The 24444-nt window shown below is 32.7% G+C and carries 26 protein-coding genes and 1 pseudogene; 8 read left to right on the plus strand and 19 right to left on the minus strand.

Annotated features, from left to right (window positions below):
- Positions 1-7 precede the first annotated feature (7 nt).
- Together SJY34_RS14650 and gpmI are read right to left on the minus strand one after the other, a co-directional pair.
- Positions 8-406 (minus strand): BT0820 family HAD-type phosphatase, encoded by a 399-nt coding sequence (locus SJY34_RS14650; protein ID WP_400076901.1) that lies wholly within the window; start codon positions 404-406, stop codon positions 8-10.
- A 42-nt stretch (positions 407-448) separates the two neighbouring features.
- A pseudogene (gene gpmI, locus SJY34_RS14655) lies at positions 449-1967 on the minus strand (2,3-bisphosphoglycerate-independent phosphoglycerate mutase).
- Positions 1968-2231: 264 nt separating this feature from the next.
- Here gpmI and SJY34_RS14660 point away from each other — a divergent pair.
- A complete protein-coding gene (locus tag SJY34_RS14660) occupies positions 2232-2633 on the plus strand; it encodes an ankyrin repeat domain-containing protein (RefSeq protein ID WP_400076903.1) in 402 nt (133 codons plus the stop codon).
- Positions 2634-2673: 40 nt separating this feature from the next.
- On the opposite strand, the gene SJY34_RS14665 is transcribed toward SJY34_RS14660, so the two are convergent.
- On the minus strand, positions 2674-3447 hold the full coding sequence (locus SJY34_RS14665) for a M48 family metalloprotease (RefSeq protein ID WP_400076905.1): 774 nt from the start codon (positions 3445-3447) through the stop codon (positions 2674-2676).
- Between the two features lie 151 nt (positions 3448-3598).
- Between SJY34_RS14665 and SJY34_RS14670 the strand changes: the two genes are divergently transcribed.
- The gene (locus tag SJY34_RS14670; RefSeq protein ID WP_400076907.1) at positions 3599-4024 is read left to right on the plus strand and encodes a GNAT family N-acetyltransferase; all 426 of its coding nucleotides are present in this window, start codon (positions 3599-3601) and stop codon (positions 4022-4024) included.
- Position 4025: 1 nt separating this feature from the next.
- Here the strand turns inward: SJY34_RS14670 and pepE are convergent, their stop codons facing one another.
- Positions 4026-4733 carry a dipeptidase PepE gene (pepE, locus tag SJY34_RS14675; protein WP_400076909.1) on the minus strand — a complete coding sequence of 236 codons (708 nt, stop codon included), beginning with the start codon at positions 4731-4733 and terminating at the stop codon, positions 4026-4028.
- A 140-nt stretch (positions 4734-4873) separates the two neighbouring features.
- Between pepE and SJY34_RS14680 the strand changes: the two genes are divergently transcribed.
- The 6 genes from SJY34_RS14680 to SJY34_RS14705 all read left to right on the plus strand — a co-directional run bounded on the left by SJY34_RS14680 (position 4874) and on the right by SJY34_RS14705 (position 11401).
- Entirely contained in the window at positions 4874-5692 is an 819-nt protein-coding gene (locus SJY34_RS14680) for a carboxypeptidase-like regulatory domain-containing protein (RefSeq protein WP_400076911.1), read from the plus strand.
- Entirely contained in the window at positions 5679-6470 is a 792-nt protein-coding gene (locus SJY34_RS14685) for a hypothetical protein (RefSeq protein ID WP_400076913.1), read from the plus strand. Before SJY34_RS14680 ends, SJY34_RS14685 begins: the two co-directional genes overlap by 14 nt.
- 48 nt (positions 6471-6518) lie before the next feature.
- The gene (locus SJY34_RS14690) at positions 6519-7025 is read left to right on the plus strand and encodes a DUF6702 family protein (RefSeq protein ID WP_400076915.1); all 507 of its coding nucleotides are present in this window, start codon (positions 6519-6521) and stop codon (positions 7023-7025) included.
- Between the two features lie 63 nt (positions 7026-7088).
- Positions 7089-9386 carry a M1 family metallopeptidase gene (locus SJY34_RS14695; RefSeq protein WP_400076917.1) on the plus strand — a complete coding sequence of 766 codons (2298 nt, stop codon included), beginning with the start codon at positions 7089-7091 and terminating at the stop codon, positions 9384-9386.
- A gap of 105 nt (positions 9387-9491) precedes the next feature.
- Entirely contained in the window at positions 9492-9782 is a 291-nt protein-coding gene (locus SJY34_RS14700; protein ID WP_400081411.1) for a twin-arginine translocase TatA/TatE family subunit, read from the plus strand.
- A 116-nt stretch (positions 9783-9898) separates the two neighbouring features.
- Positions 9899-11401, plus strand: coding sequence for a S8 family peptidase (locus SJY34_RS14705; protein WP_400076919.1), 1503 nt, complete (start codon positions 9899-9901; stop codon positions 11399-11401).
- Positions 11402-11458: 57 nt separating this feature from the next.
- On the opposite strand, the gene SJY34_RS14710 is transcribed toward SJY34_RS14705, so the two are convergent.
- The 15 genes from SJY34_RS14710 to SJY34_RS14780 all read right to left on the minus strand — a co-directional run bounded on the left by SJY34_RS14710 (position 11459) and on the right by SJY34_RS14780 (position 24259).
- Positions 11459-12100 (minus strand): O-methyltransferase, encoded by a 642-nt coding sequence (locus SJY34_RS14710; protein ID WP_400076921.1) that lies wholly within the window; start codon positions 12098-12100, stop codon positions 11459-11461.
- Positions 12101-12183: 83 nt separating this feature from the next.
- Positions 12184-13269, minus strand: a complete 1086-nt coding sequence (locus SJY34_RS14715; RefSeq protein ID WP_400076923.1) for an amidohydrolase family protein — start codon at positions 13267-13269, stop codon at positions 12184-12186.
- Positions 13262-13798, minus strand: coding sequence for a 3-hydroxyanthranilate 3,4-dioxygenase (locus SJY34_RS14720; protein ID WP_400076925.1), 537 nt, complete (start codon positions 13796-13798; stop codon positions 13262-13264). The genes SJY34_RS14715 and SJY34_RS14720 overlap by 8 nt, the downstream gene beginning before the upstream one ends.
- Before the next feature lie 145 nt (positions 13799-13943).
- On the minus strand, positions 13944-14726 hold the full coding sequence (locus SJY34_RS14725; RefSeq protein WP_400076927.1) for an SDR family oxidoreductase: 783 nt from the start codon (positions 14724-14726) through the stop codon (positions 13944-13946).
- Positions 14727-14745: 19 nt separating this feature from the next.
- On the minus strand, positions 14746-15258 hold the full coding sequence (locus tag SJY34_RS14730; protein ID WP_400076929.1) for a PsbP-related protein: 513 nt from the start codon (positions 15256-15258) through the stop codon (positions 14746-14748).
- 15 nt (positions 15259-15273) lie between these two features.
- A complete protein-coding gene (locus SJY34_RS14735) occupies positions 15274-16713 on the minus strand; it encodes an aldehyde dehydrogenase (protein ID WP_400076930.1) in 1440 nt (479 codons plus the stop codon).
- A gap of 22 nt (positions 16714-16735) precedes the next feature.
- On the minus strand, positions 16736-17437 hold the full coding sequence (locus SJY34_RS14740) for a DUF6090 family protein (protein WP_400076932.1): 702 nt from the start codon (positions 17435-17437) through the stop codon (positions 16736-16738).
- Positions 17438-17468: 31 nt separating this feature from the next.
- Positions 17469-18209: a DUF6090 family protein gene (locus SJY34_RS14745; protein ID WP_400076934.1), complete on the minus strand. Its 741-nt coding sequence runs from the start codon at positions 18207-18209 to the stop codon at positions 17469-17471.
- A complete protein-coding gene (locus SJY34_RS14750) occupies positions 18202-18879 on the minus strand; it encodes a DUF6090 family protein (RefSeq protein ID WP_400076935.1) in 678 nt (225 codons plus the stop codon). The genes SJY34_RS14745 and SJY34_RS14750 overlap by 8 nt, the downstream gene beginning before the upstream one ends.
- Before the next feature lie 39 nt (positions 18880-18918).
- A complete protein-coding gene (locus SJY34_RS14755) occupies positions 18919-19650 on the minus strand; it encodes a DUF6090 family protein (protein ID WP_400076937.1) in 732 nt (243 codons plus the stop codon).
- Positions 19651-19678: 28 nt separating this feature from the next.
- On the minus strand, positions 19679-20284 hold the full coding sequence (locus SJY34_RS14760) for a hypothetical protein (protein WP_400076939.1): 606 nt from the start codon (positions 20282-20284) through the stop codon (positions 19679-19681).
- A gap of 25 nt (positions 20285-20309) precedes the next feature.
- Positions 20310-21389: a hypothetical protein gene (locus SJY34_RS14765; RefSeq protein ID WP_400076941.1), complete on the minus strand. Its 1080-nt coding sequence runs from the start codon at positions 21387-21389 to the stop codon at positions 20310-20312.
- 8 nt (positions 21390-21397) lie between these two features.
- A complete protein-coding gene (locus SJY34_RS14770; protein WP_400076943.1) occupies positions 21398-22168 on the minus strand; it encodes a DUF6090 family protein in 771 nt (256 codons plus the stop codon).
- Positions 22169-22324: 156 nt separating this feature from the next.
- Positions 22325-22729, minus strand: a complete 405-nt coding sequence (locus tag SJY34_RS14775; RefSeq protein ID WP_400076945.1) for a RidA family protein — start codon at positions 22727-22729, stop codon at positions 22325-22327.
- A gap of 129 nt (positions 22730-22858) precedes the next feature.
- A complete protein-coding gene (locus tag SJY34_RS14780; protein ID WP_400076947.1) occupies positions 22859-24259 on the minus strand; it encodes an FAD-dependent oxidoreductase in 1401 nt (466 codons plus the stop codon).
- Positions 24260-24444: the final 185 nt, after the last annotated feature.

A 24444-nucleotide genomic window follows, 5' to 3' on the forward strand; every position in this document is an offset into this window, starting at 1 on the left:
ATGATAACTAGAATTGCCACCATTTTTTTTGCACACCTTTTATATCTGGAATTTCATTTGTGATCATTTGATAAATTTCTCCCCAACCTAAAATGCCTCCAATATTTCTATCGTCTATAAAGAGATCTGCATGTATTTTTCGACTTCTAGTATAATCAAATTTTTCTTCTGGAAAGCTAGCATTTACAGCATAAAATTCAATACCGTTTTCCTTACAAAAATCCACAGCTTCTTGTAGTTTATTTCCACTTCTATAAGTCCAAAGAATCAATCTGTGATTGTCTTGCTGTAATCGCTTTAAAGTTTCAAAAGCAAAGATGCGTGTTTTACCAATTTTAGGATAGGCATCTTCCACAATGGTGCCATCAAAATCTACTGCTATTATTAATCTATCTTGAAAATTCATACTGTTCATCAATTGTAGGGCAAAGGTACAATATTAAGGGTTTTATACAAGGCTATGTTGAGTCATTGTCTTTGGTTGCGGTATGCCAATTAGTTTTAAAATTGTAGGAGCAATATCTCCTAAAATTCCGTCTTCAATATGTTTTAAATCCTTATCAATTAAAATAATCGGAACAGGGTTTGTAGTGTGTGCCGTATGTGGAGAACCATCGGGATTTATCATAGTTTCACAATTACCATGATCCGCAATTAATAGGGTTGTGTAGTCATTTTCTAAGGCAGTATTTACAACATCTTTTACACATTCGTCTACAGCTTCACAAGCTTTTATGGCTGCTTCCATTACTCCTGTATGCCCTACCATATCGCCATTTGCAAAATTTAAGCATACAAAATCTATGTCTCCTTTTTGTAATTCTGGAATTAAGGCATCTCGTAATTCATAAGCACTCATTTCGGGTTTTAAATCGTAAGTAGCTACTTTTGGCGAATTTCTTAATATGCGTGTTTCCCCTTCAAAAGGCTCTTCTTGTCCTCCTGAAAAGAAGAATGTTACATGAGGATATTTCTCTGTCTCAGCTATTCTAATTTGTTTTTTCTGATGCTTCTCTAATACCTCTCCTAAGGTTTCAGAAGAGATTATCTTTATTAAATACTACGTTGATACCCTTATAGCTATCATCATAGTTAGTTAATGTAACATAATAAAGGTTCAACTTGTGCATATTATACTCATGAAAATCTTTTTGAGACAATACTTCGGTTAATTGACGTCCGCGATCTGTTCTAAAGTTGAAGAATATTAAAACGTCATCGTCTTTAATTGTCGTTACTGGTTTATTTTCGGTGTCAACTGCGATTATAGGTTTTATAAATTCGTCTGTAATATCATTTTTGTAATTAGTTTCAATAGATTTTAAAACATTTTGAGTTTTTTCTCCTTCACCATTTACCAAAGCGTCGTAAGCTAATTTTACACGTTCCCAACGCTTGTCTCTATCCATAGCATAATATCTCCCAGTTACGGTTGCCAATTTTCCTGATGTTTTATTGAGATGCTCCTCTAAATCAGAAATAAATCCATAACCAGATTTTGGGTCAACATCTCTACCATCTGTAAAGGCATGAACAAAAACTTTATCTAAGCCATAGTCATTGGTGGCATTGAGTAAGCCAAAAAGATGATTAATATGAGAGTGCACTCCACCATCACTCACTAAACCTAACAAATGAACATTTTTGTTGTTGGTTTTGGCATATTCAAAAGCTGTTTTTAAAACTGATTCTTCTCGAAGTGTTTTATTTTTTACAGCTAAGTTAATTTTAACCAAATCTTGATACACAATTCGTCCAGCACCCAGATTCATGTGTCCTACTTCACTATTTCCCATTTGTCCCTCAGGTAAACCAACATGGAGACCATCAGTTCTTAAACTTGCACTTGGATATTTGTTGTAAAGAGAATCTATATAAGGTGTATCAGCATTGTCTATTGCAGAAACTTTAGGGTCGGGTGATTTTCCCCAACCGTCTAAAATCATTAAAATAACTTTTTTATTCATTTCTAATTTTTTAGTGATTTCAAAGATAACATATACAATTCTATAACAAATTAATGAGTTAATAAAAATGTAGTGTTAAGTCTCTTTTAAGTTTTAATAATCGTATTGTAAAGTTGAATTTGTGTTTTGTGATGACATTAACACATTTGTTTTCAAAGCGTTAAAAAAATGTTATATAACTTTTTTTTGTGTAACAGATTGAATTCTTTATCGTCTCTTTAATATAATCAAAAAACAAATCAATTAAATTTAAAATCTTTCATCATGAAAAAATCGGTAGTAGTTTTGGCCTTAGCATTGGGCTTTTCAATTTGTAATTTAAATGCATCAAACGAAATTTTAACTTCAGATGTAAATGAAGTCGCTGTAAAAACAGTAGAAGTAAGTCCTTTATGTAAGGCGGTTGCAACTGGCAATTTAGAAGAAGTAAATAAGCTTATAAAGGCTGGTGCAGATGTCAATAAAAAATCTAACGGGATGATGCCAATTCATTATGCGGCTAAATTCAATCGCGTAGAAATCATCAAAGCGTTAATTACTGCAGGTTCTGAAATTCATAAGCCATGTGATTTGGGCTATACAGCTTTAGGACATGCAAAAAAATCAAAAGCTAAAGACGCTGAACTTTTTTTAAAGCGTTTTAAAAAGAAGACTGCCTGGGAGTAGGCAATTATTTGAGTTAGTTAGTTAGTAAATGCGTCTTATTCTAAGACGCATTTCTGTTTCTATAATTTCTAATAGCTTCTTTTATCTTTTCAATTCTGTTTTCAGGATCTGGATGAGAACTTTGAAACTCAGGAACACGGTTTGGTCCTGCAGCAGCTTTTAAAATTTCCATTACACCAATCAATTCTTCTGGGTTATAACCAGCTTCTATCATAAATTGTACCCCAAGTTCATCACTTTCTAATTCATCACCTCGTCCATTTTTCAGGAGTTGTCCTTGACCTATTTGTTGAGCCACACCACCTATATCTATAGCTGCTCCACCCATTGCAAGAGTTTGCCAGAATTTGGAATTTGTAATACGCTCATTAGAGTGTTTTCCTAGTACATGACCAATTTCATGACCTAAAACACCAGCAAGTTGGTCTTCATTTTCTAATTGAGCAAATAATGCTTGCGTGATAAATATTTGACCACCAGGTAATGCAAATGCATTAATGGTATTTGGGTCTGCTAACAAGTGAAATTCGTATTTATAAGGAGTTTCTCTTGCTACACTACTATTTACAAGTTTATTACCTACGTTATCTACTAATGCTTGATATTCATTATTTGGATGCAATCCACCGTGTTGTTGAGCCATGCCAGGTGCACTTTGTAAACCAATAGCAATTTCTTGATCTGGCGATAAGGAAATAGCTTGTTTTTTACCTGTATAAGGATTTATTTCTTCTTGACTGCATTTTCTTAAAAGTGCAAATGCAGCAACGGCTACAAATATTAATATTCGGATTTTGAAACTACCTCTTCTCATAATTTATTGTGTTAGTGCGTTAAATTTACAAAAGTTTGACACAATTTTTATCTAAAAGTCATATGTTTAATTATAAGGATTCTGATTTTCCAATATTTTTTAATTGTGAAGAATAGCTAAAAAGATTTATTTTTATATCAATAAAAAAATCATGGCTTATCAATTTAAAATTATTCCGAATGATGCTTTAGATCAAATTATTCCTTTGGTTTACGAGCTAAACGATGCTAAAGTAAGTTTGGAATTGCTTCAATCGCGTTTTAATGAAATGCAACATCAAAACTATGAATGTGCTACTATTTTTAACGGAAAAGAACTAATTGGTGTTACTGGCTTATGGTTTTGTACAAGACATTATATTGGTAAATCTGTAGAGTTAGATCATGTTTATATTAAACCAGAACACAGAGGAAATGGTTTGGGAAAACAATTTATGGAATGGATTTATAATTATGTTAAAGGGAAAGGTTGTAATTCGGTAGAGTTAAATACCTATGTTCAAAATTATCCCTCCCACAAATTTTATTATAACGAAGGTTTTGAAATTCTTGGGTATCACTTCCTAAAGAAGCTATAGTTTATTTCAAAAACTCTAAATCAGTATTGGTTTCCATTTCATAAGGAGCCTTTCCGTATTCAAAAATTCTAGCATCTAAAGTTCCTTTTAATTTTAATGTATCATCTTTTACTTCTATCCAACTTCCTTCACGCAGCCCAATGACTGGTTGGGTATTATATGCATGAAATTCCTTGATACGTGTTTCTCTTGTTTCACCCATATGAGTGCTATCTGGATTTGGATCTAAATAATGCGGATTGATATTGAACGGCACCAAGCCTAAAGTTTTAAAACTAGGAGGATATACAATTGGCATATCATTGGTAGTATTCATAGTTAAACCACAAATATTACTACCAGCACTTGTACCTAAATATGGTGTACCATTATTAACTGTAGTTTTAATAGCTGTTAAAACATCGTTTTTATATAACTGATTGACCAAAACAAAGGTGTTACCTCCACCAACAAAAATCCCTTGAGCATTTTTTATGGCATTTTCAGCATTTTCAAATTCGTGTATGCCTTTTACCGTTTTTCCTATTTTAAAGAATGCTTTTGATACAATTTTGGTGTATTCATCATGAGAAATCCCTCCTGGTCTTGCATAAGGAACAAATAAAATTTCCTGTGCAGCTTCGAAATGAAGCTTAAGCTCATCCAATAAATATTCTAAATAACCGCTTCCATGAACAGTAGAGGTACTTGCAATTAGTATAGATTTCAATTTTTTATTTATTTAGTGATTTTACTCCGATTAAAGTTATACTTTTTCAACGTATAGATTTATCATTTAACAAAGATTTACAAGCCAATCTCTATGTCAATTAAAGAATATATCCGAACTTTATTTCAAGAATTAAAAATATGAAAAAAATAGTACTCGCATTATTTAGTCTTTTTACTTTAATCTCTTTTAGCCAAGAGATTACCAGAATTTCTGTTAATGGTAGAATTATAGTATCCACTAATGATAAAGAAGGCGTAGCGGTTTATAATACATCTTCAAATAAAGGTACAACAACAGATGCAGAGGGAAATTTTAAAATAAAAGTTACTGTTAATGATATCATAGAATTTAGTGCGCTGCAGTTTCAGGATTTTAGTGTTACTGTTACAGAAGATGTTATTAAATCGAAACAGTTAACTGTAATTTTAGTGGAAGAAGTCAATAAATTGGATGAGGTGGTATTATTACCATTTGGGCTCACGGGTAATCTTAATTCAGATTTAGAAAATGTAAGGACTTATAATGTGAGTCTAGACTATGTTTATTTTGGTTTAGACCATATTGAAGATTTTGAGTTTACTACAGATTATAAATCTAAGATAGATAATCCCTCTTTTGATGATTATACTCCAAGAGTAGATAATATGCTAAATATTATAAATCTCGCTGGGTTTTTAGTAAGTCAAGTTGCTGACATTGATAAAGAAAAATCTATTACAAAAATAGAAAAAGAAATAAAGAAAACCCCTTTTAAAGAAGCTTTAGATAAGTACAGTATTAATTATATCCATTCAAATTTTAATATACCATTGGACCAAGTAGCAAAATTTATTGATTATGTTGAAGTTCAAGGAGTGGAGGACGAACTATTAAAAGAAGATAAGGAAATGCAGTTTTTGGAGCGAATTACTCAACTCAGCGAATCTTTCTTAAAATTGCAAAGTGAAAAAGACTAATTTATTTTTCTTTTTTGTCGTTTTTATTATGGCATTAACTTCAAATGCCCAAACTAAAGACTTAAATGGTCAGCTCATATCAGATGATGAAGTTGAAGGACTTCATATTCTCAATAAGACGTCAGCTAAATATGCGATATCTAATGAAGACGGTAGTTTCACTATTCCTGCAAAAGCTTTGGATACCTTGTTTATTTCGGGTTTAAAGTACAAAAATCAAGAACTTGTAATTACACAATCTACAGTAGATGTAGGAAGTTTTAGTGTGCAATTAATTGAAAAGATAAATGAATTAGATGAGGTTATTGTTGGCAAAATTCTAACAGGAAGCTTAGAGTCTGATCTCGAAAATTCTGATGCCAAAACAGAGATTAATTTTTACGATTTGGGTATTCCGGGTTATAAGGGTAAGCCATTAACGCAAAACGAACGTAAACTTCATGATGCAGATGGAGGTGGGCCAATTTATACAGGATTAGGTGTCAATGTTCATAAATTACTTAATAGAATCTCTGGAAGAACTAAAAAATTAAAAGAAATCGTTGCATTAGATAATGAAGATAAGTGTATTGAAAGATTGCGGAGAGAATATGAAGACGCCATATTTAAAACTGATACTCTAGCTGATAATTTGAAGAATGAATATTTTTATTTTTGCCAAGAAGATGAAGGTTTTAAATCTTTATGTGAAGAAAACAATGACTTAAAAGCTATTGAATTTCTGCAAACAAAATTAAAAGCTTACAAGAAAAATAGAGAATCCGTAACTAAAGATTAACTTTGGAATACTTTTTGGGTTTATAAGACAAATTACACTGAACAAAGCATGAAATCACTATATATAATATTTACATTACTTATCGCTCCATTATTCAATTTGGATAGTGAAAACCATGAATACTATGTAAGTGTTACGGAAGTTAAATATGTTGAAGAACAACAATCACTTCAGATTATAAGCCAAGTCTTTATAAACGATTTTGAAAAGTTATTGCAAGAGCGTTATGACGAAAACATAAAACTCGCACCAGATAATGATTCTAAGCTTATAGAAAAGTATATGCAGCGCTATTTGGCGGATAAGTTGAAAATTAAGGTTAATGATGGAGACCTAAAATTTAAATTTATAGGGAAAGAATACAAAGATGATATTACCTATTGTTATCTAGAAATTGAAAATGTATCTGAAATAAAATCTCTTGAGGTTACAAATAAAATTCTATTTGATATTTTACCAGAACAACAAAATATTGTAAGGCTTAAACTTCTTAATAAAAATAAGAGCTTTTTACTACAGCCAGACAATGATAAATGCGTGTTAAACTTTAACTAAAAATCTGTTAAAGCCATCTTAAATTATTATTTTAGGCATCATTTTTTAATAACAAAAATCACTATGAAAATTTTAAAGTACTTCTTGTGCGCTTTTCTTTTTGTTTCTGCGAGTACATTTGCTCAAAACGAAATAAAACCAGAGCGTAAACCTGGTCACACTAACCAAAACAAATTCAAACAATTATATGATGAATTTGCAACACCAAATATGTTTAGAACAGGTTCTGGTGCTCCTGGTCCAGCTTACTACCAGCAACAGGCAGATTACAAAATGGATATCGAAATCGATGATGTAAACGCAAAGTTGTATGGTAACGAAATCATTACTTATACAAATAATTCTCCGGACGAATTAAAATATCTTTGGGTACAATTAGATCAAAATATGCGTGCTAGGGATTCTAAGACTCCATTGATAAGTGGATCAGGAATTGGTCCTGCAACGTCTTCATCAAGAGCAGTAAGTACCTATTTAAAGGAACGTTTTGATGGTGGCTTCAACATTGAGCATGTAAAAGACATTAATGGTAAAGATTTACCACACATGATTAATCGCACTATGATGCGAGTAGAATTACCAAAAGCAATGAAAAAAGGTGATAAGTTTTCATTCAACATAAAATGGTGGTATAATATTAATGATCATGTAAGAGATGGAGGTCGTTCTGGTTATGAGTATTTTGAAGAAAACGACAATAGAATTTACGTAATGGCGCAATTTTATCCTCGTATGGCTGTCTATAATGATGTAGAAGGATGGCAAAATTCACAATTCTGGGGAAGAGATGAGTTTGCTTTACCATTCGGAGATTTTGATGTAAATATTACAGTACCAGCAGATCATATTTTAGATGGTACAGGATACTTAGTTAATAGAGAAGAGGTGTTTTCTAAAGATATGATGAAACGTTACAAGCAAGCTAAGAAGTCTTATGATAAGCCAGTTATGATTGTAACACAAGCTGAAGCTGAGAAAACAGAGAAAACGAAGAGCAAGGACAAAAAAATTTGGAAGCTTTCTGCTCAGATGGTACGTGATTTTGGTTTTGCGACATCTCGGAAATTCCTTTGGGATATGATGGCTGTAAAAATTGGTGATAAAGATGTTATGGCTGTGTCAATGTATTCTAAAGAAGGCAACCCATTGTGGGAGCAATGGTCAACTAGAGCTGTTGCAGCGACTTTAAAGTCTTACTCTCGTATGACATTTGATTATCCTTATCACAAGGCAATTTCTGTACATGCACCCATGGGAATGGAATATCCAATGATCTGTTACAATTTTGGTCGTCCTGATAAAGAGGGAAATTATTCTGATAGAACCAAATACGGAATGATAAGCGTAATTATTCATGAGGTTGGGCATAATTTCTTTCCTATGATTGTGAATAGTGATGAACGCCAATGGACTTGGATGGATGAAGGTTTAAATACATTTGTTCAGTATGTTGCTGAGCAAGATTTTGGAGAATGGAATCCTACAGCGCTATCACCTGGACATGATAAATATCCATCACGAAGAGGGCCTGCTAAAAATATCGTAAGGTATATGGGAGGAAATCAAGATTTTATTGCACCAATTATGACTAAAGGATTGAACACATATCAATTTGGTAGTAATGCTTATAGTAAACCAGCAACAGGTCTTAATATTTTGAGAGAAACTATTATGGGTCGTGATTTATTCGATTATTCATTTAGAGAATATGCTAATCGTTGGATGTTTAAACACCCAACACCAGAAGATTTTTTCCGTACCATGGAAGATGCCTCAGCTATTGATTTAGATTGGTTCTGGAGAGGTTGGTTCTATACTACTGATTATACCGATATTGGAATTAAAGAAGTAAAGAAATTTGCCGTTACTGGTACACCAAATGAAAATGGTAAAAAGTTGGCTGAACGATACAATAGAGATCCTAGCAGCTTGGTCTATTTTATTGAAGAAGGAGCTGAAGGTTATGATGACGCAATGAAAGCAGGCACATCTATTGAAAATTTACCTACTGTAAAAGAATACATTATGGATAATTTTACTCCAGAAGAACAAAAGGCAATGAAAAAATCACCTAAATATTTCTATCAAGTTACGTTTGATAAGCCAGGTGGTTTGGTAATGCCATTAATCGTAGAATATAAATATGCTGATGGCACCAAAGAAAAAGTAACTTATCCTGCTCAAATCTGGAGATTTAATGATAAAGAAGTAAGTCGAACAGTAGCAAGTGATAAAGAGATTGTTTCTATTATAGTGGATCCAGAATTAGAAACGGCAGATATTGATACGTCTAATAATTCTTGGCCAATGGAAGTAAAAGAAAGTGATTTCGATAAGTTTAAAAATAAAGTAAAAGATTAAGTTTTATAAAATTCACTTTTTAAACAAGCCGACTTTAGTAAAGTCGGCTTGTTTATTTTTAGTATAGTAGTGGTATAATTGACAAAGTCACTCTATATTTGCAAAGTGATTCAATTAACTACATTATTATTTATCGGAGGAACGGAAATTATTTTTATACTATTTATTGTAGTATTAGTTTTTGGTGCAGATAAATTACCAGAAATCGCAAGAGGCCTTGGAAAAGGAATGCGTCAATTAAAAGATGCAACTAACGATATTAAGCACGAGGTTACTAAGAGTGCTAAAGAGAGTAATATTATAGATACAGACGCTGCAAAGGATATTCAAAAAGAAATCAATACAATTAAAGACGACCTCGAAGATTTTACAGGTTCAGTTAAGAGAAAAATGTAATTACTGAATTTGTAAAATTACACCATTAATTTTATTGAAAACACAAATAATAGTCATCTAAAATATCAATTATTTAATATATTTAGGGAATCATTAACCAATCTAAATTATATTAAATGAAGAAACTACATTTTAAACTGCTGTTTTTATTAGCAATTACAATTTTATCTTGTACTAAAGAAGACACTTTTATTGAGTCACAATCCGAAGATATTCAATTTCCAAAAGACCCACTTACCACGGAACAAATTAATTCTAAAATCTCTGAAACTATAGATAATACTGGAGACTTTGATTGGAACGAAGTCGATGCACATTTTTTATGGAGTGCAGTTGTAAATGGACAGAATATTTTGTCAATTGGATATGGAGATGAAGGTCAAAGTTTTAGTGAAAGTTATGATCCTTTACTTGAAGAAAAAAAGAATAACATTCTAAACATAGTTATTGAAAATGAAAAAGTCCCTGATGAGAAACTTATTAGAGTTGAGCATGAAATAATTAACGTAATAGATATAGAAGTAAAAAATATTGAAACGATAATAGCACTAAGAAATGCTCACGGCATTCGTTATTTAGAACCTAATGGTTACAATAGTTATATACCCAATAGTGCTAAAAGTAGCTCTGGATGCGACAAAAATCCAGATACTATCAGCTCATCACACTACACAACAATAGCGCCAAATAATGCACAAGTATCTTGGCACTTTAATGAGCATAATATTCAACAAGCTTGGAGTTACAGTACAGGTGCTGGAGTTACTATTGGTCTAATAGATACAGGAGTATCTGTTTCACAAAGCTTACTCAATTCTGGCGGGATTAATGATGGTTATTCTAACGGACGCTTTGTGCAAAAGTATGGTACGTTCATAGATTCTCGATGGTGGTGGTCTAGTAATTATGATGGTCCACAGGATAAGTGTGGTCACGGTACAGCTATGGCTTCTGCAATGGCGTCTCCAAGAAATGACAACGGAATGCCAGTTGGTGTGGCTTACAATTCTAATTTGGTTGCTTACAGAGCAACAGAAGATGTGTTATTAAATGACTATCATGAGCGTAAAGGTGTTTCTAAAGCATTGACCCAATTAGGAAACAGAAGTGATGTTAAAATCATTTCTATGTCTATTGGTTATGTTTGGTCTATTGGTAATATCAAAGATGCTGTTAGATATGCTTACAGCAAAGGAAAATTGATTTTTGCAGCAGGTGGTACATCAACAAGTTTTACTAATGGGTTTGGTGTTATTTTTCCTGCGACTATGAGTGAAACAGTTGCAGTTACAGGTGTAGATGATGGTCCAAATTATGATCGATGTAATACTTGTCATAGCGGAAGTAAAATTGATTTCACAATAATTATGGAAGGTAATAATAATACAAGTAAAGCGCCTCCAGTTTTAGGGTTTTATAATGGGCAACGACGTTATACAGGAGGTTCTTCAGTAGCAACTGCAACCACTGCTGGTATTGCTGCTTTGGTCTGGGCTAGACATCCTTCTTGGAGTAGAACACAGGTATTAAATAAATTAAAACAATCTGCAGAATTCTATCCATATAAGAATAGTAGTTTCGGTTATGGAAATATTGATGCTTTACAAGCTGTACAGTAAATAGTATTATATTAAATAAAAGCCTCTTCAATATTTGAAGAGGCTTTTTTATTAAGTTTATTTTTTCCTGCTAATTGTCAACCCATCACGTATAGGTAATAAAACAGTTTCAATGCGTTCATCATTTCTAAGAAGTGTATTATAATCTAAAACAGCCTTTGTAGATTTGTCTTTAGTGTCTAACGGTTCAACTACTTTACCATGCCACAAGACATTATCAGAAAGTATAATACCACCAGGATTTAACTTATCTATAATTAAATGAAAGTAATTACTGTAATTGGGTTTGTCTGCATCAATAAATACCAAATCAAAAGTCAGATCCAAACTCGGAATGATATCAATTGCACTTCCAGTATGCTGTATAATTTGATGCCCAAAATTAGACCTATCAAAATATTTACGTTGAAAATCAACCAGCTCTTCATTAATATCTATTGTATGAAGTTTTCCGTCTTTGTGCAAACCTTCTGCCAAGCACAAAGTAGAATATCCAGTAAAAGTTCCTAATTCTAATATGGTTTTAGGATTTATTAATTTAGATATCATACTCAGTACTCGCCCTTGGTAGGGTCCGCTAAGCATAATGGGCTGTAATATTTTTTGATACGTTTCTCGGGTTAATTGTTGTAACAACTCAGGTTCTTGCTCAGAGTGTTCTACAACATAATTGTCTAAGTTCTCAGGTAAAAAATGCATTATTCTGTCTGGTCGAGCGCAGTCGAGACCTATTTTATTCGTAGTGTGTCTAAAACTTCTCGACTGCGCTCGAGGAGACATTTTTATCCTAGAATTCTATTTACTAATTTTTGTTTTGCAACTTCATTATCACCACACAACCATTGTACAACATTATCTTCCCATATAGCATCGCGTTGCGATTCTGTAATAATGTCTTGCTCTATAGCAAGATCTAAAATTTTCCCAGGATAAGAGGACTGTTTTTCACTTTCCATTTCACCTAAAGGATAAGGATCATCTAATCCCATAAGTACCTGTTTAGAGCCTTGGTTTTTGATTAACAATTCTAAACCACCTGTATCGTGTACTAGTGTATCAAAAAATATGTTTTTATGACCTACAGCTTTTCTTGGATGGCTTTTACCTTCAAATAAATCTGGTCGTCCATCAAAACCTTGAATACGTCTACCCAAGTTAATCTGTGCTAATTGTCCACCATGAGCAAAGCAAGTTCTCATATTGGGATATTTATCTTGATAACCTTGTAAGGTTAAAAAATGATAAGCATCTGCACATTGTGCCAACATCCATATTAAATGAAAACGCCAAGATGTATTTTCTAGTTTTATGAACTTTTCACCATCATAGGGATGAATTTCAACAGCGAGGTTGTATTTGTTTGCTAGTTCAAAGATAGGTTCATTTTCCTCATCAAAGATACAACGCCAAGTTCCTATAGTATCCATGTAATGCGTTGGTAAGCATAAGAGTTGTAAACCTAATTCTTCAACACAACGCTCTATTTCCCAACAAGCTCCTCTAACAAAACCTGGATGAACAACAAAGCCACAAGTAAATTTACTCGGATTTTCATGTTGAATTTTAGCATTAAAATCATTCTGAAAACGCAAAGCCTGTTTCATTTCCTCTACACGTAAACCGTTACCATAAAGTTGAGAAAGATTTAGAACTACGGCATGGTCAATTTTAAAGCGTTCCATCCATGCTAATTTTTCATTTAAGAAAAAACTAGAATCTGTGATTGGGCGATTCCAATCTTTCTGGAGCATAAATTTTCGATCCTTATCTACCCAAAAGATGCCTTTGTCTTTCATAAACTGAGGAATCTCTTCAGGATAGGGAAGGAGGTGAGAATGACCGTTTATTCTTAGTTTGCGTTTAGTCATCTAGTTGAACCTTTTTAGGTGGTTGCATTACTTCACTGCAATTAGGACAGCTACGTTTATCTTTATCTCCATAATATTTATCAAATATGGCAGGCATATCAGTTTCAATATTATCTAGAGTAAAGTCTTCTTCGTATAATTTTGTTGTGCAATTTTCACAGAACCAAAGCAAAGCATCTTGTACACCTTTTTCTCTTGGATATTCTATAACCAATCCAACTGTGTTCGCTCCACGTTGAGGTGAATGCGGTACTTTAGGTGGCAATAAAAATATCTCTCCTTCTCTAATATGAATGTCTTTTGGCGTGCCTTTGTCTATGACTTTTAAAATAATATCACCTTCTACCTGATAGAAAAACTCCGGAGTTTCGTTATAATGATAATCTTTTCTGCTATTAGGACCACCAACAACCATTACAATAAAGTCTCCATCTTTCCATACCACTTTATTACCAACAGGTGGTTTTAATAAGTGACGATTTTCTTCTATCCATTCTTTAAAATTTACGGGTGGGAATAATTTACTCATGATATAGGAAGCCCTTTTTAATTTCCCCAGAGGGGAAAAACTCATTACGGGAATTTGAGTTTAATTATAGATTTATACAGATATAAATATAGCATTTTTTTGCGCAATAGTTCCTTCCCTCTGGGAAGGTTAGGATGGGCTTTTTTTACAGACTCTTAGTCCTTCCTCCATCAACAGGAAGATTAATTCCGTTTATATATGCTGCACGTTCACTTGCCAAAAATGTAATGGCATCTGCTGTTTCTTCTGGTTTTGCAAAACGTTTTGCTGGCACCGCATTTTTCATTGCATTTGATGCTTCTTCTTCAGACTTGCCAGTTTTTGCAGATTTGTTTTTAATGATTTGTGTTAAGCGTTCTGTTCCAGTAGCACCAGGAAGTACATTATTTACTGTAATACCAAACTGTCCTAATTCATTAGCTAAAGTTTTGCTCCAATTGGCAACAGCACCTCTTATAGTATTACTTACACCAAGTCCATCTAAAGGTTGTTTAACTGAAGTTGAAATTACATTGATAATTCTTCCGTAGTTTTCACTTTTCATAAAATGAACTAAAGCTTGTGCTAAGACATGATTACATTTTAGATGCTGAGTAAATGCATTTTCAAATTCTTCAACTTTAGCTGAGAAAACTGGCCCACCAGCTGGTCCACCTGTGTTATTAATCAGAATATGAAAGCCATGATTCTCACTAATATAGTTCTCAACTTTTTCTTTTAATTGAGATGGATTAGAAAAATCTGCAACAATGTAATTGTGATTACGATGTTGTGGTAATTCTGCTAAAGTAGCTTTTAGCTTGTCTTCATTGCGAGCAATTAAAGTAATTATGGCTCCTTCTTCTGCTAATGCTAAAGCTGTAGCTTTTCCAATGCCTGCTGTACTTCCGCAGACGAGTGCGTGTTTATTATTGAGTTGTAAATCCATATTTTAATAGACAGAATTTTTATTTTAAAATGAAGCTATTTAATATTTTAGAGGCTTTTTCTTCATATTTTTCATAAGTATCTTGTTTTGCAGTAAAAGTCACAATATGTGCTTTGTTATCCTCTAAATAACAATGTTGTTTGAACTTTAAATCGTTATTTGTTACGTAACCTTGCCAAACAATTTCAAATACATCTTTGTTATTTAATTTTATGATGTTACTTTTTATAATTTTTGATTTTGGAATTTGAGAAAGTTGTTGTTTTGTTCCTTCCACAAATTGTTTAAGTGTAGTATCTTCAGGAAGATTCTGAATAGTGAAATTCACATTTTCTCTAAATCCATCTAATATTTCAGTATTTGAATAAATTAAAAATTTTGTATTAAATTTTCCGGAATCATCAAAGTCCCAAGATTCAGGATATTCAATAGAATAATTGTCGTTTGAAAAAGTTTTCTGCATGTCACTTTCTCCACAAGAAACAATTATCAATAAAATAATAGTTGCTAATACTGTTCTAAATTTGTTCATGGTTCTTTATTTCAATTAATATTTTATACAAACGTTTTTAGCTTCCGTAAAAAAGCGTAAGGCTTCAAAACCACCTTCTCGACCAACACCAGAGGCTTTTACACCACCAAATGGCGTACGTAAATCGCGCATCATCCAAGTATTTACCCAAACGATACCAGCTTGTAGTTGGTTGCTCATACGCATGGTACATTTTAAATCATTCGTCCATAGCGTGGCGGACAAACCGTATTTTACTTTGTTTGCCATTTCTAAAACTTCATCTTCTGTACTAAATGGCATTATGGTAACTACTGGTCCAAAAATTTCTTCTTGGTTCACTCTGCATTCGTCATTAGGTACTTCAATAACTGTTGGTTCTAAATAATAACCATTTTCATAGCCTTGAACCGAAACTTCATTTCCACCACATAAAACAGTGCCGTTTTCTTCTTTTGCAATTGTGATATAGTCTTTTACTTTCTCTAAATGTGGTTTTGAAACTAGTGCTCCAATATTAGTATCTTTTTCTGAAGGATGGCCAACTTTAAGGGCTTTTACTTTAGTTACAAAGTCCGTTTTAAACTTTTCATAAATAGATGCTTCTATAAAAATGCGACTTCCGCACAAACAAATCTGACCTTGATTGGCAAAAGACGAACGCACTGTTGTATCTAACATATCATCATAATCACAATCTGCAAAAATGATGTTTGGGTTTTTGCCACCTAATTCTAAGGATAACTTTTTGAACATTGGTGCAGCGACTTTAGCAATATGTGCACCTGTAGCTGTTCCTCCCGTAAAACTAATCGCTTTAATGCCTGGATCCTCTACAATGGCTTGACCTGTTGTTGTACCTAAACCATGAACAATATTGAGCACTCCCTTTGGTAGACCTGCTTCAATACAGAGCTCACCTAAAAGGAAAGCAGTCATTGGTGTGACTTCACTAGGTTTCGCAACCACACAGTTTCCTGCTGCTAATGCTGGTGCAATTTTCCACGTGAAGAGATAGAGTGGAAGGTTCCATGGACTAATACAACCCACAACTCCTATAGGCTGTCGCAAGGTATAATTTATAGCATTTTGTCCAACAGATTCATGGCTTTCACTTGCAAACTGCGTAATAGCATTACCAAAAAACCTAAAATTACTTGCTGCTCTTGGTATGTCAATCGCTTTAGCTAAGGAAATAGGTTTACCATTATCTAAGCTTTCGGCTTCTGCAAACTGTTGTAAGTTGGCTTCTAGTAATTCTGAAATTTTTATAAGTATACGACTGCGTTCTTCTAATGTGGTTTGCGACCAACTTGGAAAAGCAGATTTTGCTGCTATATAGGCATTCTCTACATCTTCTTTTGATGAGTTTGGTATTTGTCCATAAACCTTTCCACTGGCTGGATTGTAGTTGTCTATCCAATTATTTTCAATGGGATTTACAAATTTGCCGTTTATGTAGTTTTGGATATTCATTAAATAGGTCTAAATCTAATATTTATTTATTCGTTTCTGCTAAAATAGCGTCTAAAATGGTTCCGAGTCGTTTTAAACTCCTTTCAGCTGCAGCTATTCTATAAAGATAATCGTCAGTAATGTTTTCAAACTCAATATCATTAAAAATCGCATACTTATCTACTTTAAGAGTTGTGTTTTCTTTCCAATTTAAGGCTCCGTATTTGTCTATATCTTTTAATGCATAATGTTTTGATAAGTATGGTATCAATTCATTGTCAATTTTTAGTTCTGCTCGCTCAATAGCTACTTTTACGTCTTTGAGTTGGCTTTGCCAATTATAAAGTAATGTTTTAAGTTTTTTATTTCTCAACAATCTTAGTCTACCTGACTGTATAAGGTCATTGATGGTATTCTCGCTTGGTCGATATTCACCAGGTTCTAAGACTATAAATAAAAGACTATCTACATTTTGTTTTTTTAAGAGTTCCTCAGGTTTTCCCATAAACTTCATTAGGGTATATCCTGTTTGCTTTGCATTTTCTGTTTCGATTATATTTTCGTCAAACATTTTTTTGTTTTCAGAAAACTCATCATATAAGTTCTGTAGTATAGAACTTTCTTCTAAGCTTTCCTTTCTGTTTTCATTCCAAGTATTAATCTGAAGAGCTATAAGAATTCCAATAACCACAAGGATAATTTCACCAATGGCATATTTGAAATATTTGCCTGTTTTGTTTTCCATGAGTAGTGATTTGCGAATATGACGGAAAAATTTAATCATTTAGATAGGTTTCAATATCTTTTTTTAATTGTTCACCTTCATCTTGTGTATTATTTAAGATGTCTAAATAAGATAGATTAACACCCAAAAAAGCATTTAGCGATTGTTGGTATTCTTTGTCTTTTTTTAGGGCTTCAAAATCATTAGGAATTAATTTTTCTATACCATTCTTATTAAATTCTGTGGTAAACTTTTTTCTATAATAATCTATCATATAGCTATAAAAATCTAAATGTATTTCTTGAAAACCACCTTTTACTGAGTTTATTGATGAGGTATGGAATTGTCCTATTGCAGAGCGAAGTTCTGGTTCTTCTACTAGATCGGTTCCTATGGATACTAAAGATTGATACCCACTTGTTTTAAAATTAATTTGATCGTAAGCGTTTGTGGCTCTAAAATCTTGGGCTAAAGAATCATGATAAGGTTGATCTGTTTTTAGAACTTTAATTATAGTTTCAGTAGAACTAATAGTTCTTTTTAGATTATTAGTTCTTGTATTAAGAACTCTATCTATGTCTATAAGTGTAAACTCTAAATCTGAAATAATCTCAGTTAGTACTTGTCTTTCTTTTTCTTTGGCTTTTTTGCCTTCATTCCAATTATTAAACTGTAATGCCATGGCAATACCAATAAATACTAAAATAATCTCACCAATGGCATAGATTAAGTATTTACTGAATTTGTTTTCAGAAAGTAGAGATTGTCTGATTTTTCTAAAGAATTTAATCATTAATATATTTTTTAGATAGCTTTCTAATTTTTGATATTTGTTCTAATGCAATTTCCGAATAAGGTTCACCACTAGACCTATTCTCCTTATAAAACCTTAAAAAACTAATGATTGATGGTTTTTCGAGCAATGCTTTGGCATCATTTGGAATAGCATATTCTCGCCATCTAAAATCTAAAAATTCTTCTTGAATTATGGGTTCCCAAACTTTTTTAAAAGATTCTTCAACATCCTTATGGGCTACATAAACATCATGTACGCTTTGGTCATAATAACTTATTAATTCTAATTGTAATTTGGTGTCTGAAATAATGTCTATGCCTTTTGATTTTAATACTTCAAAGGCACTGGATTGCGATTTAAAACGTTCAAAAGAAATTATTTTTCCTAACCAATTATTTAGGCTATCACTCTGTATTCCAGAATTTATCTGTTTTAAGAGTCGATCTGTTAACTGGTTAGATACTTTAGATTTATTTAATTCAATGGATAGGTTAATAGAGTCGTTTTTTAAATTTTCATTGATGAGTGTTAAGATTTCTTTTTCGTAGGTTCTATTTTTTCTTTCATCATTCCAATTGTTGATTTGTAAGGCTATTAGAATCCCAATCACAACAAGAATAATCTCACCAATGGCATATTTAAAATATTTGGATGTTTTGTTTTCCATAAGTAGGTTTTGACTGATTTTTCTGAAAAATTTAATCATTTAGTTCAGTTTTTTTATTTCTTGTTCTAATAACTTTATAGTTTTACTATTAAACTTTTTATATTCAATATTTTTATTTAGCGAAGTGTTAAGTAAAAACATTTTATTATCAATAATACTCTCAAATTTTCTATCTTTTAAAATGATTCTGTTATCTGAGTATTCGAGTTCACTTTTACCTATTCTATCTTTAATTGGTGCAAATCTATAATCTACTTGTCTTAACGAAATATTATCATAGAAATAGGGTATGAGATTGTTTGTACTATCTTCATCTTCACGTTTTTCGCGCATTTTTATTACTGCGTAAATACTTGGGATTTGATATAAGAAATCTCGCAGACTATCTGAGGCTATTAAAGAAATAGCACCAGAACTTAATGCCTCATCAAGTGTAGAAGATTTATAGTTTAAATTAGGGGACTCTAAAACAGAATAAATTAAGGTGTCGATTGTTTTTTCATTTGTATTAGTAAAATCATTGCCCATAAATTGAAGCAGTCTTTCTGAATCTGTAATTAATGATTCGATACGTTTTATATTGGCATCAAGAGCTTCCTGGTTTTTATGGCTTTCAAGAAGCAATCTATTCATTAGATTTTCTGAGGCTTTGCTCTCATTACGTTTTGTGTTCCAATTATTTACTTGTAGCGCAATAAGAATCCCAATAACGACTAAGATAATTTCGCCAAGGGCGTATTTAAAGTATTTGCCTGTTTTTCCTGTTTCCATGAGGTTGTATCTTATTTTTCGAAAGAATTTAATCATTGATAACAGGATATAAAGAATCGATTTGTCTTAAGTTATAATCAAACATTTCGGTAAGTTCTTTTTCGTACCAATAGAGATCGTTCATGGACATTTGTATAGATCGCATTACTTTTCCAAAACTCTTAAAGTCCGTTAAATCTGTACCAAAGAAAATTTGAGTAGACTGAGATGAATACTCATTATAGCTGTCTTGATAGGTATAGAGGCTATTTAAAGCTTTCAATAATTCGGGTTTAAATTCTTTGCCAATCCCAGATTGTATACTGGTTTGAAAAGCTGCATTTTGTAATCTTGGTGTTTGCATACCCTTCCAAAATGCTAATTTCCCTTCAATTTCCTTTTCAGACTTAGGCATACTCATTTTAAATATTGAGTCTTTTACTGAGATATGATAGTCTTTTACACGCTCAATTTTATTCTTGTTCGAATCGATTTCGTCTTTTAGCATATTAACTGTGTTAGTAACGGTTTCTTTAACTTTCTCTTCTTCATTTCTATTCTGAAGATAAAGTGCCAGCATAATACCAACAACAATTAAGGCGATTTCACCAATAGCATAAAGTATATAGCTTAAAAAGCTTTTTTTCTTAAACATGTCTTTTCTTATTTTTCTGAATGCGTTAATCATTAACTATAGTATTATCAATTATAAGATAACCATGAGGTTCTTCTGTAAACTTGGCAAGGCATATACTATCTCTATAAACACTAATTACCTTTGAATAATCACCACCATTTAGCAAACCTCCACGCCAAGTTTCATGGTTTTCACTTGCTCCTGGTTTTAATTTAAAGTTGTAGAGATTAGTGTCGTATTTATCTGTAACTTTTACAGATAAGGTGTCTTTAGTGGTGTTGAAAATTAATAGTCTTTGTCTTGTCCCCTTGAGGTCTGGATAATCTTTTGCGGTACTACTACAAGTAACTTCTTTATAATGATTAAGGTTTAATGAAGTTAGCAAGTTTACTAACTCATCTTTATTAAATTGATGCTTTACTTGTTTTATTTGGGCTAATATTTTAATTAAACCGGCTCTTGCTATCCTCGTTTCAAATAAAACATTGTGATTTTTGATACTATAATTAAATACTCTATTCATATGGTTACTATCTGTGAGATAAAAATTGATTGTTTTTTCAATACTACTAGAGTCTCTTTTAAAAGTAAAATCCTTACCACTTAAGGTATAGTAATCTACATTGTCAGTAAATGCTTTTTGTAAATCATTCCAAGCTAAATCTTTGTATTGTTTACGACCTTTAAGACTTTTAATAGCTTTAATAATAGGCAAATACTCTGGTTTGACAGTTTCTTCTAGCACCAATAATTTATCTAAATTTTCAGTGTTTGGATTAAAATCTGAATAGTTAAAGAGTATCTCGTAATATTTAAACTGGCGATAATCGTCTTTCGTTACCTCCTTTTTTAAAATACGTTGCATCATGAGTTCGCGCTCCTCATAAAATGCAATTTCATTATTTACATGTTTGACATCAGCAATAACATCATCTTCAATTTTATCAATAAGAGTTTCAATGGTATTGTTAGTTTTCCGTTTTTCATTCCAATTGTTGGCTTGTAGTGCAATCATAATGCCAATGACTACAAGTAGTATTTCACCAAGAGCATATTTAAAGTACTTTCCCATTTTGTTTTCTTGGATTAGTGATTTGCGAATATGACGGAAGAATTTAATCATAATCTATTTTATTCTGCTTTGCATTTATTACTTAATTGCATGTATGGCTTTTCCATTAAAGTATTTATAATTTCAAAATGCTGTTTTTCTCTATCGGCAATGGCAACACTAAAAATCAACACCTTTTGAAAATTTTTGTAGTAGTCACTACTTGGGTCTTTATGCCAATCATTTTTTGGTAGGGTAGCCTCGACCTCAGAACCTATTAACTCATTGACATAATCAAATTCGTAAATACCAAAATCAATGGATGTGTTTATTAGCTTAAAAACCTCATTAACTAGTTCTTCTCTATTTTCCCTAAGAATGATGAGCTTGTCGTCTAATTGACTATTAAACTCAAGCAGGCTATTCCTAATGCGCTCATCTCTTAATAGTTTAATATTTCCTGAAGAGACTAAATCCTGATAGGTGATATTTATGGGAAGGTAAGTAACTGTTCTGTACGCTTTCAAAAATTTGTTAACCAAAAAGCTCTTGTCTTTTTCACCTGATGCTAATTCTAACATAAGTTCCTTGCTAAGTCTCACCCTTTCGTCTGCCTTTAAATTGAGTTCTTCTCGAAGTATTTTATCTGCTTCAAAATCTGCTAAGAGCTTGCAATAGTAAGTAGCTTCTGACGCATTGTTTTTCCTCTGATCATTCTGGTCGTTAATGCCAAGTGCTATTAGTATACCGATGATGACAAGAACAATTTCGCCAATCGCATAGAGCAGGTACTTACTGAATTTGTTTTCAGTAAGCAGACGTTGACGTACACGCCTAAAAAATTTTATCATTCACTTTCTTGATTGAAAGTAAATTAGGTTGATGGTTGTAGTTGAGGTTGGTTAACTATTTGTGTATGAATATAGTGAAATGTTACAAAATGTCTGGTCGAGCGCAGTCGAGACCTCAATAAGACCTCTCGACTGTGGTCAAGGTGACAGTAAGTTTTAATTAGTTTTTTTCCTGTATGCCATCACCTTTATTTCAATCACTAAATCTGGATGTGGTAATTGGTGCACAGCAACAGTTGTTCGTGTTGGTCCTGTTTCTTTATCAAAGAATTCTGCATAAGCTTTATTGTAATCCGCAAAATCATTCATATTTACTAAGAATGAAGTGACGTCTACCACATCTTTTAATGATGCTCCAACTTTAGCAAGATTACTTTCTATGTTTTTTAAAACTTCTTGGGTTTGGGTATAAGCGTTTAGTTTTTTGGTGCCCATCTCGTCAATAATATCAACTCCAGCGATGGTGTTGTCTGGTCTTCGTGAGCTAGTGCCAGAAACGAATATAAAGTCTCCAACTTGTTTTACGTGTGGATATGCTCCTCTTGGTGTTACATCTTTCATACTAAAAAAAGCCCCTTTTAATTTCCCCAGAGGGGAAAAACTCAACGTGGGAATTTGAGTTAAAATTATTAGTTTTTATTTAAGCACTACTAGTTCCTTCCCTCTGGGAAGTTTAGGATGGGCTTTTTTTTACCTCAATCCAGCAACTCTATCATCTTCTAAAATGGCGCTGGTTTCGGTTTTTACTTTATCTAAAATATCTTTGATGTCATCTGAGGTTGAAATAACTCCATCAGATAACATGTTTAATATGGCTTTGTCTTGTGCTCTTCCTCTTAACATGGCTTCTCTATAACCAATATCTTCATTAAAAGTAACCAAACTATATTTTGAAGAATAGTCTTCAGGAAACGCTTTCTCTAAAGCCATTTCTATTTTTCGCTTTTCTTGAAATATGGCTTGCCCAACATGGCTTTTCATTTCATGAAAGTTATCGACGGCTAAATCGGCAATCGCATCTGTATCTTTCTTCCTGTTTTTCTCGTAGGCTTTAAAAGTTGCTTCCCAACTCTCTAAATTTTGGTCTAATACTTTGTCAAATTCTACAACGTCTTCAAAAGACGCATTCATACCTTGTCCATAAAACGGAACAATGGCATGTGCAGAATCTCCCATTAGCAACGTATTGCCTTTATAATGCCATGGTGAGCATTTTACAGTACCCAGTGGTGCTGTTGGGTTTTCAAAAAAGTCTTCGACCAGATTCGGCATTAATTCTAAAGCATCCGGAAATTCTTTTTGGAAGAATTCAGTAACAATTTCTGGAGTCGTTAGGTTATTGAAATTGTATTCGCCTTCAGCATAACTTAAAAAAAGTGTTACTGTAAAACTACCGTCTAAGTTTGGTAAAGCAATCACCATAAAATCACCTCTTGGCCAAATATGTAAAGCGTTTTTATAAGTTTTATAACCACCATCTTCAGTAGGAAGTATGCTTAGCTCTTTATAGCCATGAGTTAGATAGTCTTGAGAGAAACTAAACAAGAATTTGCGTTCTAAATAATAACTTTTACGCAGAGCAGAACCTGCTCCATCTGTTGCGATGATGCAATCAGCATCTTCTATAAAAATATCTTTAGTCGTATAATCTTGAAATGTTGCCGTTGTGTTTTCAAAGTCAACAGATTGACATCTTTTGTTAAAATGTATTTTTACATTTTCATGCTTTTCGGCTTCAGTTAATAGTAAACTGTTAAGTTCTCCTCTAGAAATAGAGTTAATAAATTCGTGATCTCTTCCGCTGTAATTAGATAAAAACGTATTGCCTTCTTTATCGTGAAGCATACGACCATTCATAGGAATACATAGATCTTTCACTTTGTCTTCCATACCAACTAATTTCATGGCTTTATTACCACGATCAGAGAATGCTAAGTTGATAGAACGACCAGCAGAAATATCTGTTTTACGTAAGTCTGGTCGCATTTCGTAAACGGTTACATTATAATTACGTTGTCCTAGTCTTAAGGCGAGTAAACTTCCGCAGAGACCTGCTCCTATGATTAGTATGTTTTGTTGTTTGTTACTCATATATCTGTCATTCCTGCGAAGGCAGGAATCTAATTTTAAATTTATTATGTTCATTTGCCTTGATGCAAACGAACCAAAAATCACGATCAATCTGAGGAAATTCCTGCGGAACATTCGCTTTCGAAGCTACATGCTTGAAGCTACGCTTCGCAGTTCTGCTTCTTCGCTCTTTATTTCTGCAGATT

The organism is Winogradskyella sp. R77965 (assembly GCF_044594915.1).
Lineage (GTDB): Bacteria > Bacteroidota > Bacteroidia > Flavobacteriales > Flavobacteriaceae > Winogradskyella.

Bases quoted from the DNA above. Each gene is read 5' to 3' on its own strand.
- SJY34_RS14650 (WP_400076901.1), bottom strand. From the start codon at position 406: ATGAATTTTCAAGATAGATTAATAATAGCAGTAGATTTTGATGGCACC.
- SJY34_RS14660 (WP_400076903.1), top strand. From the start codon at position 2,232: ATGAAAAAATCGGTAGTAGTTTTGGCCTTAGCATTGGGCTTTTCAATT.
- SJY34_RS14665 (WP_400076905.1), bottom strand. From the start codon at position 3,447: ATGAGAAGAGGTAGTTTCAAAATCCGAATATTAATATTTGTAGCCGTT.
- SJY34_RS14670 (WP_400076907.1), top strand. From the start codon at position 3,599: ATGGCTTATCAATTTAAAATTATTCCGAATGATGCTTTAGATCAAATT.
- SJY34_RS14680 (WP_400076911.1), top strand. From the start codon at position 4,874: ATGAAAAAAATAGTACTCGCATTATTTAGTCTTTTTACTTTAATCTCT.
- SJY34_RS14690 (WP_400076915.1), top strand. From the start codon at position 6,519: ATGAAATCACTATATATAATATTTACATTACTTATCGCTCCATTATTC.
- SJY34_RS14695 (WP_400076917.1), top strand. From the start codon at position 7,089: ATGAAAATTTTAAAGTACTTCTTGTGCGCTTTTCTTTTTGTTTCTGCG.
- SJY34_RS14705 (WP_400076919.1), top strand. From the start codon at position 9,899: ATGAAGAAACTACATTTTAAACTGCTGTTTTTATTAGCAATTACAATT.
- SJY34_RS14710 (WP_400076921.1), bottom strand. From the start codon at position 12,100: ATGCATTTTTTACCTGAGAACTTAGACAATTATGTTGTAGAACACTCT.
- SJY34_RS14715 (WP_400076923.1), bottom strand. From the start codon at position 13,269: ATGACTAAACGCAAACTAAGAATAAACGGTCATTCTCACCTCCTTCCC.
- SJY34_RS14720 (WP_400076925.1), bottom strand. From the start codon at position 13,798: ATGAGTAAATTATTCCCACCCGTAAATTTTAAAGAATGGATAGAAGAA.
- SJY34_RS14725 (WP_400076927.1), bottom strand. From the start codon at position 14,726: ATGGATTTACAACTCAATAATAAACACGCACTCGTCTGCGGAAGTACA.
- SJY34_RS14730 (WP_400076929.1), bottom strand. From the start codon at position 15,258: ATGAACAAATTTAGAACAGTATTAGCAACTATTATTTTATTGATAATT.
- SJY34_RS14735 (WP_400076930.1), bottom strand. From the start codon at position 16,713: ATGAATATCCAAAACTACATAAACGGCAAATTTGTAAATCCCATTGAA.
- SJY34_RS14740 (WP_400076932.1), bottom strand. From the start codon at position 17,437: ATGGAAAACAAAACAGGCAAATATTTCAAATATGCCATTGGTGAAATT.
- SJY34_RS14745 (WP_400076934.1), bottom strand. From the start codon at position 18,209: ATGATTAAATTCTTTAGAAAAATCAGACAATCTCTACTTTCTGAAAAC.
- SJY34_RS14750 (WP_400076935.1), bottom strand. From the start codon at position 18,879: ATGGAAAACAAAACATCCAAATATTTTAAATATGCCATTGGTGAGATT.
- SJY34_RS14755 (WP_400076937.1), bottom strand. From the start codon at position 19,650: ATGGAAACAGGAAAAACAGGCAAATACTTTAAATACGCCCTTGGCGAA.
- SJY34_RS14760 (WP_400076939.1), bottom strand. From the start codon at position 20,284: ATGTTTAAGAAAAAAAGCTTTTTAAGCTATATACTTTATGCTATTGGT.
- SJY34_RS14765 (WP_400076941.1), bottom strand. From the start codon at position 21,389: ATGATTAAATTCTTCCGTCATATTCGCAAATCACTAATCCAAGAAAAC.
- SJY34_RS14770 (WP_400076943.1), bottom strand. From the start codon at position 22,168: ATGATAAAATTTTTTAGGCGTGTACGTCAACGTCTGCTTACTGAAAAC.
- SJY34_RS14775 (WP_400076945.1), bottom strand. From the start codon at position 22,729: ATGAAAGATGTAACACCAAGAGGAGCATATCCACACGTAAAACAAGTT.
- SJY34_RS14780 (WP_400076947.1), bottom strand. From the start codon at position 24,259: ATGAGTAACAAACAACAAAACATACTAATCATAGGAGCAGGTCTCTGC.